Here is a 13,602-nt window from a genome sequence, read left to right as displayed (position 1 = left end):
CGCCGAAACAACACGTCACGCCGAAACAAGCAGTGCGGCACCCATTCCCACCATGATGACCGCAACGACTCCGTCGAGCACCCTCCACGCACGCGGCCTGGCGAACACCGGCGCAAGCCTGCGGCCACCGCGGCCGATCAGCGTGAACCACACAACGCTTGCCATGCTCGCGCCGATCGCGAAGGCCCACTTGCCATTTCCGTGACTGTTGGCGATCGCGCCCATGGTGAGCACCGTGTCGAGGTAGACGTGCGGATTGAGCCAGGTCAGCGCGAGCGCGGTGCCGATCGCCACCCACCGCGAGGCTGTCCGTACCTCGTCGGGGTTGGCCGTGATCGCCTCGCTTGACCGTAGGCATCGTCGTGCGGCAAGCAGCCCGAGAATCACCACGTATGTCCCACCTGCGATCTTCGCGACCGTGACCACCGTGGGATGCGCCGACACCAACGCGCCGAGACCCGCCACTCCCGCAACGATCAGCACCACATCCGAGAGCGCGCACACCGCGATCACGGGGTTCACGTGCGCACGACGCACACCCTGCTGGAGCACGAAGATGTTCTGCGGGCCGACGGCCACGATCAGGCCGGCGCCGGTCAGGAGTCCCGCAATGGCCGCGAGCAGATACGTCGTCATGCCACGAACGTACGAGTCCACTATCGACAAGTACAGCGAATGTTTCTGATGAATCATTAGAGTGTCTTATGTGGATTTGGGATCAGACGCGCTCCGGACGTTGTCGGCGGTGCTCGACGCCGGCACGTTCGACGCCGCGGCGGAGCAACTGCACATCACTCCGTCGGCGGTGAGCCAGCGGATCAAGGCACTCGAGGTCTCCGTCGGCCGCATCCTTGTCCGAAGGACCAAGCCGATCACGCCGACCCGCGACGGCGAGGTCCTCGCGCGTATGGCAAAGCAGTGGGACCTGCTCAGTCGCGAGGCCCAACTCGAACTCTCCGGCGATCTCGGCCTCTCCGGTGATCTCGACGACGTCGCGGCCGCACCGTTGGTGGATCGGCCGCGTGTGCACCTGCCCATCGCGGCGAATGCCGACTCGTTGGCCACCTGGCTCCTACCGGTACTCGCACGCTTTCACCGCGAGAATCCCGTCGCCGTCGAGGTGATCCGCGACGACGAGGCGGTCAACAGCTCGCGGTTGGTGACCGGCGAGGTGATGGGCGCCATCACCTCCGACCCGCTCGCCATCCGTGGCACCACCCTCCGGGCGCTGGGGACCATGCGCTATCTGCCGGTTGCGACTCCCGAGTTCCTCGATCTCTGGATGCCCCGCGGGGTCGACGATGCCGCGCTCGCGAAAGCGCCCATGGTCCAGTTCGACCGCAACGACGAGTTGCAGCGAAGGGTGCTGGCGATGATGTCGGGTGAGGTACTCGATCCGCCTGCCGTCTACATCCCGGCGTCGACCGAATACCACAGGGCCATCGAGTCCGGGATGGGTTGGGGCGCAGTACCGCTGGCTCAGGTGACCGATGCGCTCGAGGACGGCCGGGTGGTCACCCTGACCGACCTCTACGTCGACGTGCCACTGTACTGGCAGTACTGGACGCTCGGGTCGTCGCTGCTACGCACACTCACCGAGATGATCGCCGACGGTGCACGAGAGCACCTGCTGCCCCCTGCGTAGCTCAGCGCGTGGCCCAGTGTCAGAGCGTGTCGAGTTGCTCGTCGATCTCCGGAATGCGTGTGATCTGCGGGTGGTCGATGCGTTCGCCGCGGACGACGACCATCCACGGCGATTCGAGATTCCGAAACGACTCGAGCGGATTGTCCTCCAACACAACGAGATCGGCCGATTTTCCGGGCTCGATCGAGCCTGTCACGGAATCGATCCCGAGGATGGCGGCGTTGACCGCCGTCGTCGCGTGCAGCACCCCTCTCGTGTCGAGATCCGTGTAACGCACCAGGAAGTCGAGCTCGCGCCAGAAGTTGGAGTGCGTGACGTAACTGACCGCGGAGTCGTTGCCGACGCCCATCGCGATGCCGTGCTCGACGCAGGTCGCGATTCCCGACACCATCTCGTCGAGCACGAGCTTGGCGTTCTCCCTGACGACGTCGGTGGCGCCACTCACCGACTGGTCGAGCTCAACAAGGGGCAGACACGCCTGCACGGTGGGGATCATCGCGCTGTATCCGCGCAGCGAGTTCGGGTTGTCGAGGAACAACTCGACGACCGCGTCCGACATCTGACTGCCGTGCTCGATCGTGTCGACGCCCGCGCGAAGCGCCGAGAGAACCCCTTCTTCACTCTGCGCGTGCGCCGCGACGATCACCCCGACCGCGTGCGCCTCCTCGCACACCGCGCGCATCGCCTGCTCCGACATCTCCGGCTTGCCCGCGTAGCCGACTTCTTTCGCGTCGGTCACGCCCGCGGTCGCGGAGATCTTGATGGTCTGTGCTCCGCGTCGAAGATTCTCGAGGGTGTTGTGCCGCGCCTGCGCGGGTGTGTCACTGGTGAGCGAGATCTGCGGCGCACCGTGACCGTCGGTGATCGCCAGCAGCGGACCCGAGGGCAGGATCGTCGGGCCGAGATAGTCGCCTCGCTCGATGGCGTCACGGACGGCCATCACCTCGTAGCGCACGTCGCCGACGCTGCGGATCGTGGTGACACCGCTGTGGAGTTGATTGATCGCATTGGCCTTCGTGCGCCTGGTGGTCAGCCACCTGCCCGCGGGTGAATGCAGAACCTTCGCGACGAGATGTTTGGTGCGGGGCCCGGTGAGCAACGGCGCGAGCGGTTTGCCGTCGGAGAACAGGTGCGCGTGCGCGTTGATCAGCCCGGGGATCACGAACTTTCCTTTTCCGTCGACCACCGCGCGACTGCCGAGTTCGATGCTGCCGGACGGACCGGCGTGTTCGATCGTTCCGGAGGCGTCGACGACGACCGTCCAGTTCTCGTGAACGGTTCCGTGTTCGTCGCCTGTCAGGACGGTGATATCGGTCAGTGCGAACGGGGTGATCATCGGTGTGACTCGGATCCTCTCGGGAGTTCGGTTGCGCCGCAGGCTGTGACGCAGCAGGCAGGCATCACCTGCGCACGGCGCCGAAGGCGCCACTGCACACGGCGTCGACGACGCCACTGCACACAGCGCCGAAGGCGCCACTGCACGCAGCCTAGCCCTTGCCACTATCGTCGTGCCGTACAACTGATCGGCCGTCCGACCCGGAGAGGAGCGCCCACGCATGTGGTCAGCAATAGGAGACACGCTGCCGTTGGCCGTGGGTTTGGCGCTCAGTCCCGTGGCGCTCGCGACCGCGGTCATGCTTCTGCTCGGCAGTCGTGGACGGCTCAAGACAGCACTGTTCGGTGTCGGCTGGTTCGTCGTGCTGCTGGTGATCACCGCGATCGCGGCGGCGATCGTCGACGTCGCCGACGATGATGCGCCCGAGGCGACCACGGACGGGGTCGACATCCTCTTGCTGGTCATCGCGGTGCTGTTCGCCGTCCTCGCGATGGTCGCCTGGAGGAAGCGCCCGAAGGAGGGCGACGAGGAGAAGCCGAGCATCCTCGACCGACTCGACGGACTCAGCGTGTGGGGCGCCCTGGCGATGGGCGTCGCACAGGGAGTGATCGTCATCAAGAACATACCCCTGGCAGTCGCTGCGGGAGCACGGCTCGGGGAGGCAGACCTCGACACCGCACAACTCGTCGTCGGGCTTCTCGTGTTCGCACTCGTCGCCGCATCCGGGGTCATCGTTCCCCTCGTCCTCGCAGTCCTCGGCGGCGAGCGTGCGGCACCGACTCTCGCTCGATTCCGAGACTGGTTGAGCCACAACATGACCACGATCTCGATCGTTGTCCTCGTCGTGCTGAGCGCTTACTTCTTCGGGCAGGGCATCGGAATCCTCGACTGATGCACACCACGGTCGCGGACGGTCCGACACAGAGCAAGGAAGGTGCGCGTCGATGACGCTGAACCCAGAAGTCGCCACCGTCGTCATCCTGCTCGTGGCGATCGTCGTGTTCATCTGGAACAGGGTGTCGCCCGCGATCGTCGCGCTCGGCGTGACGATCGCATTGTTCGCCACCGGCGTCGTCGACTTCGGCGAAGCGATTTCGGGTTTCGGCGACCCGCTCGTCATCTATCTCGCCGGACTGTTCGTCGTCAGTGAGGCGCTCGACGCGTCGGGGGTGACCGCCTGGGCCGGTGCGGTGCTCACTCGATGGGTGGGTCAGAAACCCGCGGCGATCATGAGTGCCGTGATGGTGCTCTCCGCTCTGCTCGCAGCGTTCATCACTCCGAACGGAGCAGTCGCCGCGCTGATTCCGGTGGCGGTGCTTCTCGCCGCGCGCATCGGACAGGCACCCTCGCGCATGCTGATCCCGCTTGCCTTCGCGGCGCACGCCGGGTCGATGCTGACGCTGCTCGGTACCCCGATCAACGTGCTGGTTTCGGAGTTGGCCGAGGAGAACGGCGCGCGGGCATTCGGATTCTTCGAGTTCGCGATCGTCGGTGTACCCCTGCTGGTGGGCGTCGTGCTGATCTGTGTGACCCTGGGTCCACGACTGCTCCCCGAGCGGTGGCCTGCCAACGCCACCCACGATCTGAGTCGCTATGCACAGACGATCGCCGCCGAGTATCAGCTGTCGGGATCGAAGCACGACGTCGACGAGGACAACGGCATCATCGAGGTTGTCATCCCTCCCCGGTCACCGTTCCTCGGTGACGAGGTGTATCCGGGTATGTTCACCGAGGACGGCGACCTGATCATCACGGCCGTGCACCGCAACGGCAAGCTTCTCGACCACGCACACCTCGAGGTCGGCGACGTCCTCCTGCTACACGGAACGTGGGATGACCTGCAGACCAAGGTGACCGGGGGTGGAATCCTCAGCGTCAACGAGCCGGATCTGATCCGACGGCAGACGGGGCATCTCGGAGCCCGCGCGTGGATCTCGTCGGCCGTGCTGGTGATCATGTGCGTGTCCCTGGCGCTCGACGTGGCACCCCCGGCCATCGTCGTCCTGTGCGCAGCGGCGGCACTCGTGGCGATGAACGTGATCACGGTGCCGCAGGCCGAGCGCTCGATCTCGCTGCAGACCCTGATCGTGGTCGGCGGGATGGTGCCGATGTCGATCGCGATCCAGACGAGTGGTTTGGCGCAGCGGATCTCGACATGGATGGTCGACACGCTCGGCGGAGGCAGCCCGCTACTGCTGCTGGCCGCGATCGTGATCACCGTCCTGGTGTTGGGGCAGTTCATCAGCAACCTCGCCACCGTGCTGGTGGTGGCACCGATCGCGGTGACCGTCTCCCACACGGCCGACATCTCGGTGCTGCCGATGATGATGGCCATCACGGTGGCGGGGGCCGCCTCGTTCCTCACTCCTGTTGCGACCGCGGGCAATCTGATGGTCCAGGGCCCCGGTGGTTATCGCTTCGGCGACTACTGGAGGCTCGGACTTCCGTGCATCGCGCTCTTCGGCGCCGTGGCGATCTTCATGGTGCCGCTGGTCTGGCCGTTCTGAGAACATCCCCTTCTGAGAACATCCCCCGCTGAGAACATCTCGGTGTCTGCGGACCCCAGTCACCCGGGCCTGCTGCGTCTCGCGGACGGGGTCAGCGGAGCGTGGATGCGCCGTCGCGCGGGGGCTTCAGTGCGGCGCAGATCTGCTCGGCGTAGATCGCGTGGAACGCCGCCGAGGGATGGAATCCGTCGGCGGCGAACAGGTCGTCGCCCGGAGGGGCGAAGCGGGTGAACCTGCGGACTCGCGGGAATCGGGCGACCACGCCGTCGGCGACCTGATCGAAGGCGGCGGCACGTGCACCCAGCACCCGAGCGAGCGAAGCGGGCAATGCCGGGCACATCTGCAACATCGGCACGGGCAGCAGGACGATCTCAGCCCGGCTCGATCCTGCGCACACGGCGGCGAGCAGAGCTGTCAGATCGTCGCGCCATCGGCGCGCCGTGTGCATGTTCTTCACGTCGTTGGCACCCACCGAGATGATCACCACATCGGCCTGCGCCAGCGCTGCGTCGTCGATCAGCGTGAGCGCCTGGCCCGCGGTGAATCCTGTCCGTGCCGCCACCAACCACTGCACCGGCACGTGTCGGCCTGCCGCGAGCCGCGTGGCGACACCGCCTGCGAGGGTGTCGAGATGGTGGCCTACACCGACGCCACCTGCGAGGCTGTCGCCGAGGACGACCACCCGCAGACAGCTCGGGTCGGAGGGGTCTCCGACAGTGCCGACATCGCCGTCGGCCTGCGGCAATCGCACGACACTCCGCTGTGCGCGGAGTCCCTGCCAGGCGATCACGGGTGTCCGCCAGGTGGCAACGCCTGCCAGGGTCACGATCTCGCGCATGTCGACCATTGTCACCGATCGCTAGGCGGCGGCCGGTTTCACCACCACGGCGTCGTCGAGCGGATGCTCGATCTCGTCGTGCCAGAGTCGCGCCGCGACGTAAAAGGCGATGGCCACGGGAACGGGAAGGATGCCGCCGATCACGAACACCGCGGTGAGACCGATGACATTGCTCAGCGGAGCGGCGATCGCCATCGACACGGGCATCAGGACGACGGCGACGAAGAAGTCGAGGCTCGCCACCCGTCCCAACAACTCTGGCGGTACCCGACGCTGCAGCAGGGTGCCCCAGAGCACTGACGGGGCGTCGAACCCGAATCCCAGCAGCGCGCCGGCGACGATGAACAGCCACGTGTGTTCGGCGACGCCCATCACGACCAGCGACAGACTCGACAGTCCCCAGATGACGAACATGACGGTGAGGTAGCGCCGCGGCATCCGGATCGACGCGAAGTACGCCGATCCGATCGCAGCTCCCACCCCGTACGCGGCGAGCACCAGCGCATGGTCGCCGGCACCGCCATGCACGCGCTCACGCAATGCGAATGGCACGAGTACCTCGATCGGACCCATGGTCGCCAGCACCAACAGCGTCGCGAAGAACAAGGTCGCCCACAGCCACGGCGTGCGCAGAACGTAGCCGAACCCCTCCGCGAGATCGGCGATGACCGCTCGAACGGGGTTGCCCCGCAGCACTTCTGGACGTCGCGGCAGCTGGTTCATCGCGAGGTAGCACGCCCCGGAACCGATACTCGCAAGAGCAGCGACCACAACGGCGGGCCCGGGGGCAGCGGCAGACACGATCAGGCCCGCCACCATCGGTCCGATCGCCTGGAAGACGACGGGACGGGCGAATCCCTCGATGCCGTTGGCTGCCTGCAACTCCGACGCCGAGACGATGCGCGGCAACAGTGCGGAGTACGCCGGGTAGTACATGCCGGTGGTGACGCCGCCGAGCAGCGCGGCGAGCACCATCATGGACAAGGTGAGCAGACCGAGCATCGACAGCACGCCGACGGCCCCGAACACCAGCATCTTGACGACCTCGAGTGACACGATGATCGACCGTTGCGATACCCGGTCGGCGAGAACTCCGCCCGCGAGGGTCGAGACCACCATGCCGACCGCAGAGACCCCCGAGGCCCACGCGACCTGAGTGGGACCACCGCCCAGTGCGATGATCTGCCACACCAGCGCGATGGCCCAGACCCCGTCCGAGAACAACGCGAGTATCAGCCCGATGACCAGGCGCCGGAACTGCGCACCGGCCAGCGGGCGCAGAGCGCGCGGCAGCTTCGACTCGACGATCGTAGAACTCACCCCACGATGATGCCGCCTCCGGCAGCGTGTCAGCCAGCGGTTTTCGTCGGCGCCGAGTCCGCGACCGTGTGAAACTCCATCGCCTCGGTCACCTCATAGCGACGAGAGTCGATGGCGTCGAGCACCAGGTTGTGTCTGACCTGCCAGGGCGCCTGATTCGACGACTTGGGCAGCGCGACGGCCCCGCGGCGGACATAACCTGAGTCCAGCGCGAACAACATGTGCTCGGGCAGGGTTGCCGAACCGATCGTCGGTGCTGCCGACGTGTAGCCGTGTTCCCGCATATAGGCGATGAGATCGCCGACGGCCTTGCTGGTGAGATCGACCCGCAATGTCCACGATGCATTGGTGTACCCGATCGACCACGCCAGATTCGGGACGTCGCTGAGCATGTAACCGCGATACGCGAACTTCTCGTGTGGTTTGAATTCGACGCCGTCGATCGACAACTGCGCCCCGCCGAACGCGAGCAGTTCGAGTCCGGTTGCGGTGACGATGATGTCGGCGGGTAGTTCGGTGCCCGACACCAGCTTGATCCCGTCGGGTGTGAAGCGGTCGATCTGGTCGGTGACGACGTCTGCACGTTCGGAGCCGACCGCCTTGTAGAAGTCGGCGTCGGGAATGATGCACAGCCTCTCGTCCCACGGTTCATACCGTGGACGAAAGTGTGTGTCGACGTCGTAGCCCTTCGGTAGGTTTCGTATCGCGATCTGCCGCAGCAGCTTTCGCGATGCTCGCGGAAATCGGCGTGCGAAGAGGTAGATCGACAGCGTGACGAGCGCATTGCGATAGCGGATCACGTCGTGCGCCCACTGCCTGGGCAACAGTCGCTGGATCCACGGCGTCGTCGGTTCCTGCCAGCCCACCGGGAACAGGTACGTCGGCGAACGCTGCAGCATCGTCACATGACCTGCGCGATCGGCCATGCTCGGGATCAGGGTGACAGCCGTTGCACCGCTACCGATCACGACGACGTTCTTGCCCGTGTAGTCGAGATCCGCCGGCCAGAACTGGGGGTGCACGATGGTCCCGGAGAAGTCTTCGGTGCCGGCGAAATCGGGGGTGTACGCCTCGTCGTATCGGTAGTAACCGGTACACAGGTAGAGGAATCGGGTTGTGTAGGTGCGTGTGTCGTCACCCACGCGGGTGGTCACGGTCCAGGTGTCCGACGCGGTGTCGAAGTCGGCAGCGGTGACGGTGATGCCGAAGTCGATCTGATCGAGCACCCCCGTCTCACGGGCCGTCTCTTCGAGGTAGTCACGGATCTCCGCACCCGACGCCATGGTCTTGCTCCCCTGCCACGGGCGGAACGGAAAGCTCAACGTGAAGATGTCGGAGTCGGAGCGCACGCCCGGATAGCGGAACAGGTCCCAGGTCCCGCCGATGCGTTCACGCTGCTCGACGATCCGATAGCGCAGACCGGGATTGCGTTCGGTGACACGGTAGGCGGCGTCGATCCCCGACAGGCCCGCGCCGACGATGAGCAGATCGAGAACTCCGTCAGGTGTGCTCGAGTCAGGTGTGCTCGGGTCGGGCGTGCTCGGATCCGTCAACTCGCCGCTCGCTTTCGTGTCGTCTTCTTGGCTGCGGTCTTCTTGGCCGGCTCCTTCTTCGTTGCAGCCTTCTTGGCCGGTTCCTTCTTCGCAGCCGTCTTCTTCGCGGGCGCCTTTCGGGGAGTAGTGCTGCTCTTCTCCGAAGCGCTGCTCTTCTCCGAGGCGCTGTCTTTCGCCGTGGAACTGTCCTTCACCGAGGCACGCAGTGCGGCCAGCAGGTCGGCGACGTCGGAGTCCTCGTCGGCGGTCTCCTTTTCCTCCGCCTCCGGGAATGCCTCACCGCCTTCGGCTTTCGCCTCGATCAACTTCGACAGCTCGTCCTGATAGGTGTCGGAGAATTCCTCCGGGTCGTAGTCGGTGGCCATCGAGTCGATGAGCGACGACGCCATCTTCAGTTCCTGGTCGCGGATCTGCACGTCCTCGCCGAGGAAGTCGAAATCGGGCTTGCGCACTTCGTCGGGCCACAGCAGCGTCTGCAGGGTCATGACACCGGGTTCGATGACCCGCAGCGCAGCCATGCGTGTGCGGTTACGCAGCGTGAAGGACGCGATCGCCAGGCGATCGGTCTCCTGCAATGCCTTCGCCAGGAGCACGTATGCCTTGGGAGACTTCGACGACGGCTCCAGGTAGTACGGCTTGTCGAAGTAGATCGGATCGACCTGATCGACGGGAACGAATTCGACGATCGAGATCTCCGGGCTCTTCTGTACCGGCAGCGAGGCGAGATCTTCTTTAGTCAAGATCACCGAGTCGCCGCTGTCGGTCTCGTAGGCATTGGCGATATCGGAATAGTCGACCTCGGTGTCGGTTCCCTCGCGCACCCTGCGGTAGCGGATGCGCGCACCGTCGGACGAGTCGACCTGGTACGACTTGCGGTCGTGACTCTCCGTCGCCGAATACACCTTGACGGGCACGTTGACCAGGCCAAAGCTGAGATCGCCCTTCCAGATAGAGCGCATGGGCACCATTGTGCCATCGGTCACGTCACGGTGGTGCTCACGTGGGCACAATGGACCCATGGGACCAGCGCAGAGCCTGGAGATCGACGGATACACGATCGCTCTCACCAATCTGGGCAAAGTGCTCTATCCCGCAACGGGCACGCGCAAGGTCGAGGTCGTCGACTACTACACACGAATCGCCGACGTCATGCTCCCCCATCTGCGTGGCAGATTGATCACCCGCAAACGATGGCCCAACGGCGTCGAGTCGACGCCGTTCTTCGAAAAGGACCTACCCGGCGGGGTTCCCGAATGGATTCCCCGGTACGCCGTCGCCCACAGCGGCCGCACGATCACCTACGCGATGGCGGATTCCGCGGCGGTTCTCGTGTGGCTTGCCCAGATGGCAGCGCTCGAACTCCACACTCCGCAGTGGGTCGTGCCCACCGGGGGTGCGCAGCCCGATCCGACGACGCCGGGCGCCAGGGGTCTCGGCGACATCCGCGCGAACCGCCTTGTCCTCGATCTCGATCCCGGCCCCGACGTGTCGTTGGAACAGTGCGCCGAGGTGGCTCTGATGATGCACGGGATGCTCGACGCCGCCGGGCTTCGGTCGTACCCGGTCACGAGCGGGGGTAAGGGGATCCACGTCTATGCACGTTTCGATCGCCCCGTCGCACCCGATTCCGCGCGGACCGTCGCGCGCGAGATAGCCACGACACTTGCCGCGGCGCACCCGACGACGATCACCGCCACGATGTCGAAGGCGCAGCGCGGCGGACGTGTGTTCGTCGACTGGAGTCAGAACAGCGCGTCGAAGACGACTCTCGCGCCGTACTCGATGCGCGGGCGCGAGGAACCCTGGGTCGCAGCGCCACGCACATGGGACGAGCTCGCCGAATCCGGGTTGACGCAACTGCACTTCACCGAGGTTCTCGAACGCGCCACCGACGGGGATCTGCTCGACGGCCTCGACGATCCGTACGAGCCCACCGGCGGAGCCGGGACACCGTCAGAAGACGCCGACGAACCGCGCGAGGGCACCGGGTCTCGCCCGGTCATCGACCTCAGCGCCTATCGCGCCAAGCGCGACGCGTCCAAAACCCCCGAGCCCTTCGGCGACGACGAGCATCGTCGACGTCGCGCGGGGTCCACCGACGACGCGGCCACCAGCGACGACACGGCCACCAGCGACGACGCTGCCGGCGCGGCGTCGACCGATCCGATCTTCGTGATCCAGGAGCATCACGCGCGGCGGCTGCACTACGACTTCCGCCTCGAACGTGACGGCGTACTGGTCTCCTGGGCCGTGCCGAAGAATCTTCCGACCGATCCCGATCAGAATCGGTTGGCCGTGCACACCGAGGACCACCCCCTCGACTACGCCGACTTCTCCGGCGACATACCCGGCGGCGAATACGGTGCGGGACATGTAGAGATCTGGGACCACGGAACCTACGAGACGGAGAAGTGGCGCGAGAAGGAGATCATCGTCCGCCTGCACGGCGAACGGATCCAGGGACGCTACGCCCTCATCAAGACCGGCGACAAGAACTGGCTCGCGCACCTGATGAGTGACGAGCCGCGACCGATCCTGCCCGACAGCCTCGCCCATCCTCGCCCCATGTTGGCCACCGACGAGACCGTGACCGGACTCGACGGGCGCGACTGGGCATTCGAAGGAAAGTGGGATGGATTCCGAATCCTGTTGCGCTACATCGATGGCGACTTCCGACTCACGTCCCGATCCGGCATCGACATGACCGACGACTTCCCAGAATTACGTTCTGTCACAGATCAGTTGGGACTGATCGACGTCGTCCTCGACGGTGAGGTCGTTGCCATCGACTCGGCAGGACACACCAATTTCACACTGCTGACGTCACGGAACTCCACCTCCGAGGACTACTCGCTCAAGCTGTTCCTGTTCGACATCCTCTATCTCAACGGCACCTCCCTGCTGCGCACACCGTGGTCGGAACGTCGCCGGCTACTCGAGGCGCTCGGACCCGCAGTCAAAGGCTCTGCCCACGTGGAGATTCCGCCACTGCTGCCCGGCCCGGGCTCAACCGCCGTCGACTACAGCCGTGAGCACGGGATGGAGGGTGTGATCGCCAAGCGCAGGACGTCGACGTATCAGCAGGGCAGGCGAACTCATCTGTGGCGCAAGCACAAGAACTGGAGCGACATCGAGGTCGTCGTCGGCGGTTACCGCCTCGGCCGAGGAAACCGCGCCGGAACCATCGGATCGTTGTTGGTCGGGTTGCCCGAGGAAACGGGACTGCGGTACGTGGGTCGGGTCGGCACCGGTTTCACCGAGGCATCGCTGGCGAATCTCGCCGAAGAGCTCAAGCCTCTCGAGATCTCACGCAGCCCTTTTCTCGAGAAACTCGACCGCCCTGTCGCATCGACAGCGATCTGGGTGTTGCCGAAGATCGTCGGCGAAGTGAGATTCATGGACTGGACCACGACCGGTCACCTCCGACACCCGAGTTGGCGCGGCATCCGCCGCGACAAGCTGCCCGGCGACCTGTGACGAGCGCACACCACCTGTGAGAGGACAACGAACATGACCGACACCGACGTCGCACCCTTCACCACCCGCGGAGCCGACATCACCGTCACGGCCGCCGACGGCGATGCGGAGGCCTACCTCGTACGCCCCGACGACGACGCCGACCATCCTGGTGTCCTGTTCATCATCGACGCGATCGGACTGCGCCGACAGACACGTCGGATGGCAGACCGCATCGCCTCGTGGGGCTATGTCGTCCTGGTGCCCAATGTGTTCTATCGCTGGGGCACCGCAGCCGAGACCTCGCCCGAGGACGAACTGCTCGACGACGACGCGCGCGCTGAGTTCTTCGCCGAGGCGATGCCACGTGTACACGCGTTGACAGATGATCTCGTCGAACCCGACCTTGCGGCGTACATCGACGCGTTGAGGTCGACGCCGGGCGTCTCGAAGCGACCGATCGGCGTCACCGGTTACTGCATGGGCGGGAGATTGGCACTGCTGGCGGCGGCGAGTAGACCAGACGACGTCGCGGCGCTCGGGATGTTCCATACCGGCGGGCTGGTCACGCAATCCTCCGATAGTCCGCACCTGCGTCTCGGCAGCGTCGACGCGCAGGTGCTCGCCATCCACGCCGACCGCGACCGCTCGCTGCCCCTCGAAGCCGTGGCGCAGTTCGAGCACGCGCTCATCACAGCGGGTGTCACGCACTCCGCCACGGTGTACCCGGGTGCGGCGCACGGCTACACCATGGCCGACACCGCCATGTACCACCACGACGCCGCCGAGCACCACTTCTCCGAGCTCCGCAAGTTGTTCGCGCACACCCTGCACTGACCGGTTCGATGCGGTCATAGTCGTAGCCCGGTGAGTCTCGCGCCACGTCGGATGACCTCGCTTCGCCAATGCGAACGGTGTTGGCTATGTTCAGTGGTGTCCAACCCCCG

Annotated in this window: 11 protein-coding genes; 5 read left to right on the top strand and 6 right to left on the bottom strand. The window is 65.4% G+C overall.

Going from position 1 to position 13,602, the window contains the following annotated elements; translation table 11 throughout:
• Positions 1 to 15: 15 nt before the first annotated feature.
• Entirely contained in the window at positions 16 to 636 is a 621-nt protein-coding gene (locus LK459_RS10745) for a LysE/ArgO family amino acid transporter (protein ID WP_039994602.1), read from the bottom strand.
• A gap of 70 nt (positions 637 to 706) precedes the next feature.
• On the opposite strand from LK459_RS10745, the gene LK459_RS10740 reads away from it, so the two are divergent.
• A complete protein-coding gene (locus LK459_RS10740; protein ID WP_227923294.1) occupies positions 707 to 1,645 on the top strand; it encodes a LysR family transcriptional regulator ArgP in 939 nt (312 codons plus the stop codon).
• A gap of 19 nt (positions 1,646 to 1,664) precedes the next feature.
• On the opposite strand, the gene LK459_RS10735 is transcribed toward LK459_RS10740, so the two are convergent.
• Positions 1,665 to 2,981 carry a metal-dependent hydrolase family protein gene (locus tag LK459_RS10735; protein ID WP_227923292.1) on the bottom strand — a complete coding sequence of 439 codons (1,317 nt, stop codon included), beginning with the start codon at positions 2,979 to 2,981 and terminating at the stop codon, positions 1,665 to 1,667.
• 220 nt (positions 2,982 to 3,201) lie between these two features.
• Between LK459_RS10735 and LK459_RS10730 the strand changes: the two genes are divergently transcribed.
• The gene (locus tag LK459_RS10730) at positions 3,202 to 3,873 is read left to right on the top strand and encodes a GAP family protein (protein ID WP_005177982.1); all 672 of its coding nucleotides are present in this window, start codon (positions 3,202 to 3,204) and stop codon (positions 3,871 to 3,873) included.
• A gap of 52 nt (positions 3,874 to 3,925) precedes the next feature.
• Positions 3,926 to 5,488, top strand: a complete 1,563-nt coding sequence (locus LK459_RS10725; RefSeq protein WP_007240995.1) for an SLC13 family permease — start codon at positions 3,926 to 3,928, stop codon at positions 5,486 to 5,488.
• Between the two features lie 91 nt (positions 5,489 to 5,579).
• On the opposite strand, the gene LK459_RS10720 is transcribed toward LK459_RS10725, so the two are convergent.
• From LK459_RS10720 to ku, 4 genes are read right to left on the bottom strand one after another with little or no spacing between them, the layout of a single operon-like run.
• A complete protein-coding gene (locus tag LK459_RS10720; RefSeq protein ID WP_227923291.1) occupies positions 5,580 to 6,326 on the bottom strand; it encodes an SGNH/GDSL hydrolase family protein in 747 nt (248 codons plus the stop codon).
• 21 nt (positions 6,327 to 6,347) lie between these two features.
• Positions 6,348 to 7,646: an MFS transporter gene (locus LK459_RS10715; protein WP_227923290.1), complete on the bottom strand. Its 1,299-nt coding sequence runs from the start codon at positions 7,644 to 7,646 to the stop codon at positions 6,348 to 6,350.
• 29 nt (positions 7,647 to 7,675) lie between these two features.
• The gene (locus LK459_RS10710) at positions 7,676 to 9,199 is read right to left on the bottom strand and encodes a flavin-containing monooxygenase (protein ID WP_227923288.1); all 1,524 of its coding nucleotides are present in this window, start codon (positions 9,197 to 9,199) and stop codon (positions 7,676 to 7,678) included.
• Positions 9,196 to 10,158: a non-homologous end joining protein Ku gene (ku, locus tag LK459_RS10705; protein WP_456071401.1), complete on the bottom strand. Its 963-nt coding sequence runs from the start codon at positions 10,156 to 10,158 to the stop codon at positions 9,196 to 9,198. Before ku ends, LK459_RS10710 begins: the two co-directional genes overlap by 4 nt.
• A gap of 58 nt (positions 10,159 to 10,216) precedes the next feature.
• Here ku and LK459_RS10700 point away from each other — a divergent pair, with 58 nt between their 5' ends.
• Positions 10,217 to 12,676: an ATP-dependent DNA ligase gene (locus LK459_RS10700; RefSeq protein WP_227923286.1), complete on the top strand. Its 2,460-nt coding sequence runs from the start codon at positions 10,217 to 10,219 to the stop codon at positions 12,674 to 12,676.
• A gap of 33 nt (positions 12,677 to 12,709) precedes the next feature.
• A complete protein-coding gene (locus LK459_RS10695) occupies positions 12,710 to 13,492 on the top strand; it encodes a dienelactone hydrolase family protein (protein ID WP_227923284.1) in 783 nt (260 codons plus the stop codon).
• The last annotated feature ends 110 nt before the right edge of the window (positions 13,493 to 13,602 follow it).

Source organism: Gordonia otitidis (genome assembly GCF_020735545.1).
GTDB lineage: Bacteria > Actinomycetota > Actinomycetes > Mycobacteriales > Mycobacteriaceae > Gordonia > Gordonia otitidis.
Note: the sequence above shows the minus strand (reverse complement) of the source record. Positions and strands in the feature narration are given on the sequence as shown.

Excerpts from the sequence above, each read along its gene's own strand:
- LK459_RS10700 (WP_227923286.1), top strand. The coding sequence starts at position 10,217 with ATGGGACCAGCGCAGAGCCTGGAGATCGACGGATACACGATCGCTCTC.
- LK459_RS10735 (WP_227923292.1), bottom strand. The coding sequence starts at position 2,981 with ATGATCACCCCGTTCGCACTGACCGATATCACCGTCCTGACAGGCGAC.
- LK459_RS10725 (WP_007240995.1), top strand. The coding sequence starts at position 3,926 with ATGACGCTGAACCCAGAAGTCGCCACCGTCGTCATCCTGCTCGTGGCG.
- LK459_RS10695 (WP_227923284.1), top strand. The coding sequence starts at position 12,710 with ATGACCGACACCGACGTCGCACCCTTCACCACCCGCGGAGCCGACATC.
- LK459_RS10730 (WP_005177982.1), top strand. The coding sequence starts at position 3,202 with ATGTGGTCAGCAATAGGAGACACGCTGCCGTTGGCCGTGGGTTTGGCG.
- ku (WP_456071401.1), bottom strand. The coding sequence starts at position 10,158 with ATGCGCTCTATCTGGAAGGGCGATCTCAGCTTTGGCCTGGTCAACGTG.
- LK459_RS10720 (WP_227923291.1), bottom strand. The coding sequence starts at position 6,326 with ATGCGCGAGATCGTGACCCTGGCAGGCGTTGCCACCTGGCGGACACCC.
- LK459_RS10745 (WP_039994602.1), bottom strand. The coding sequence starts at position 636 with ATGACGACGTATCTGCTCGCGGCCATTGCGGGACTCCTGACCGGCGCC.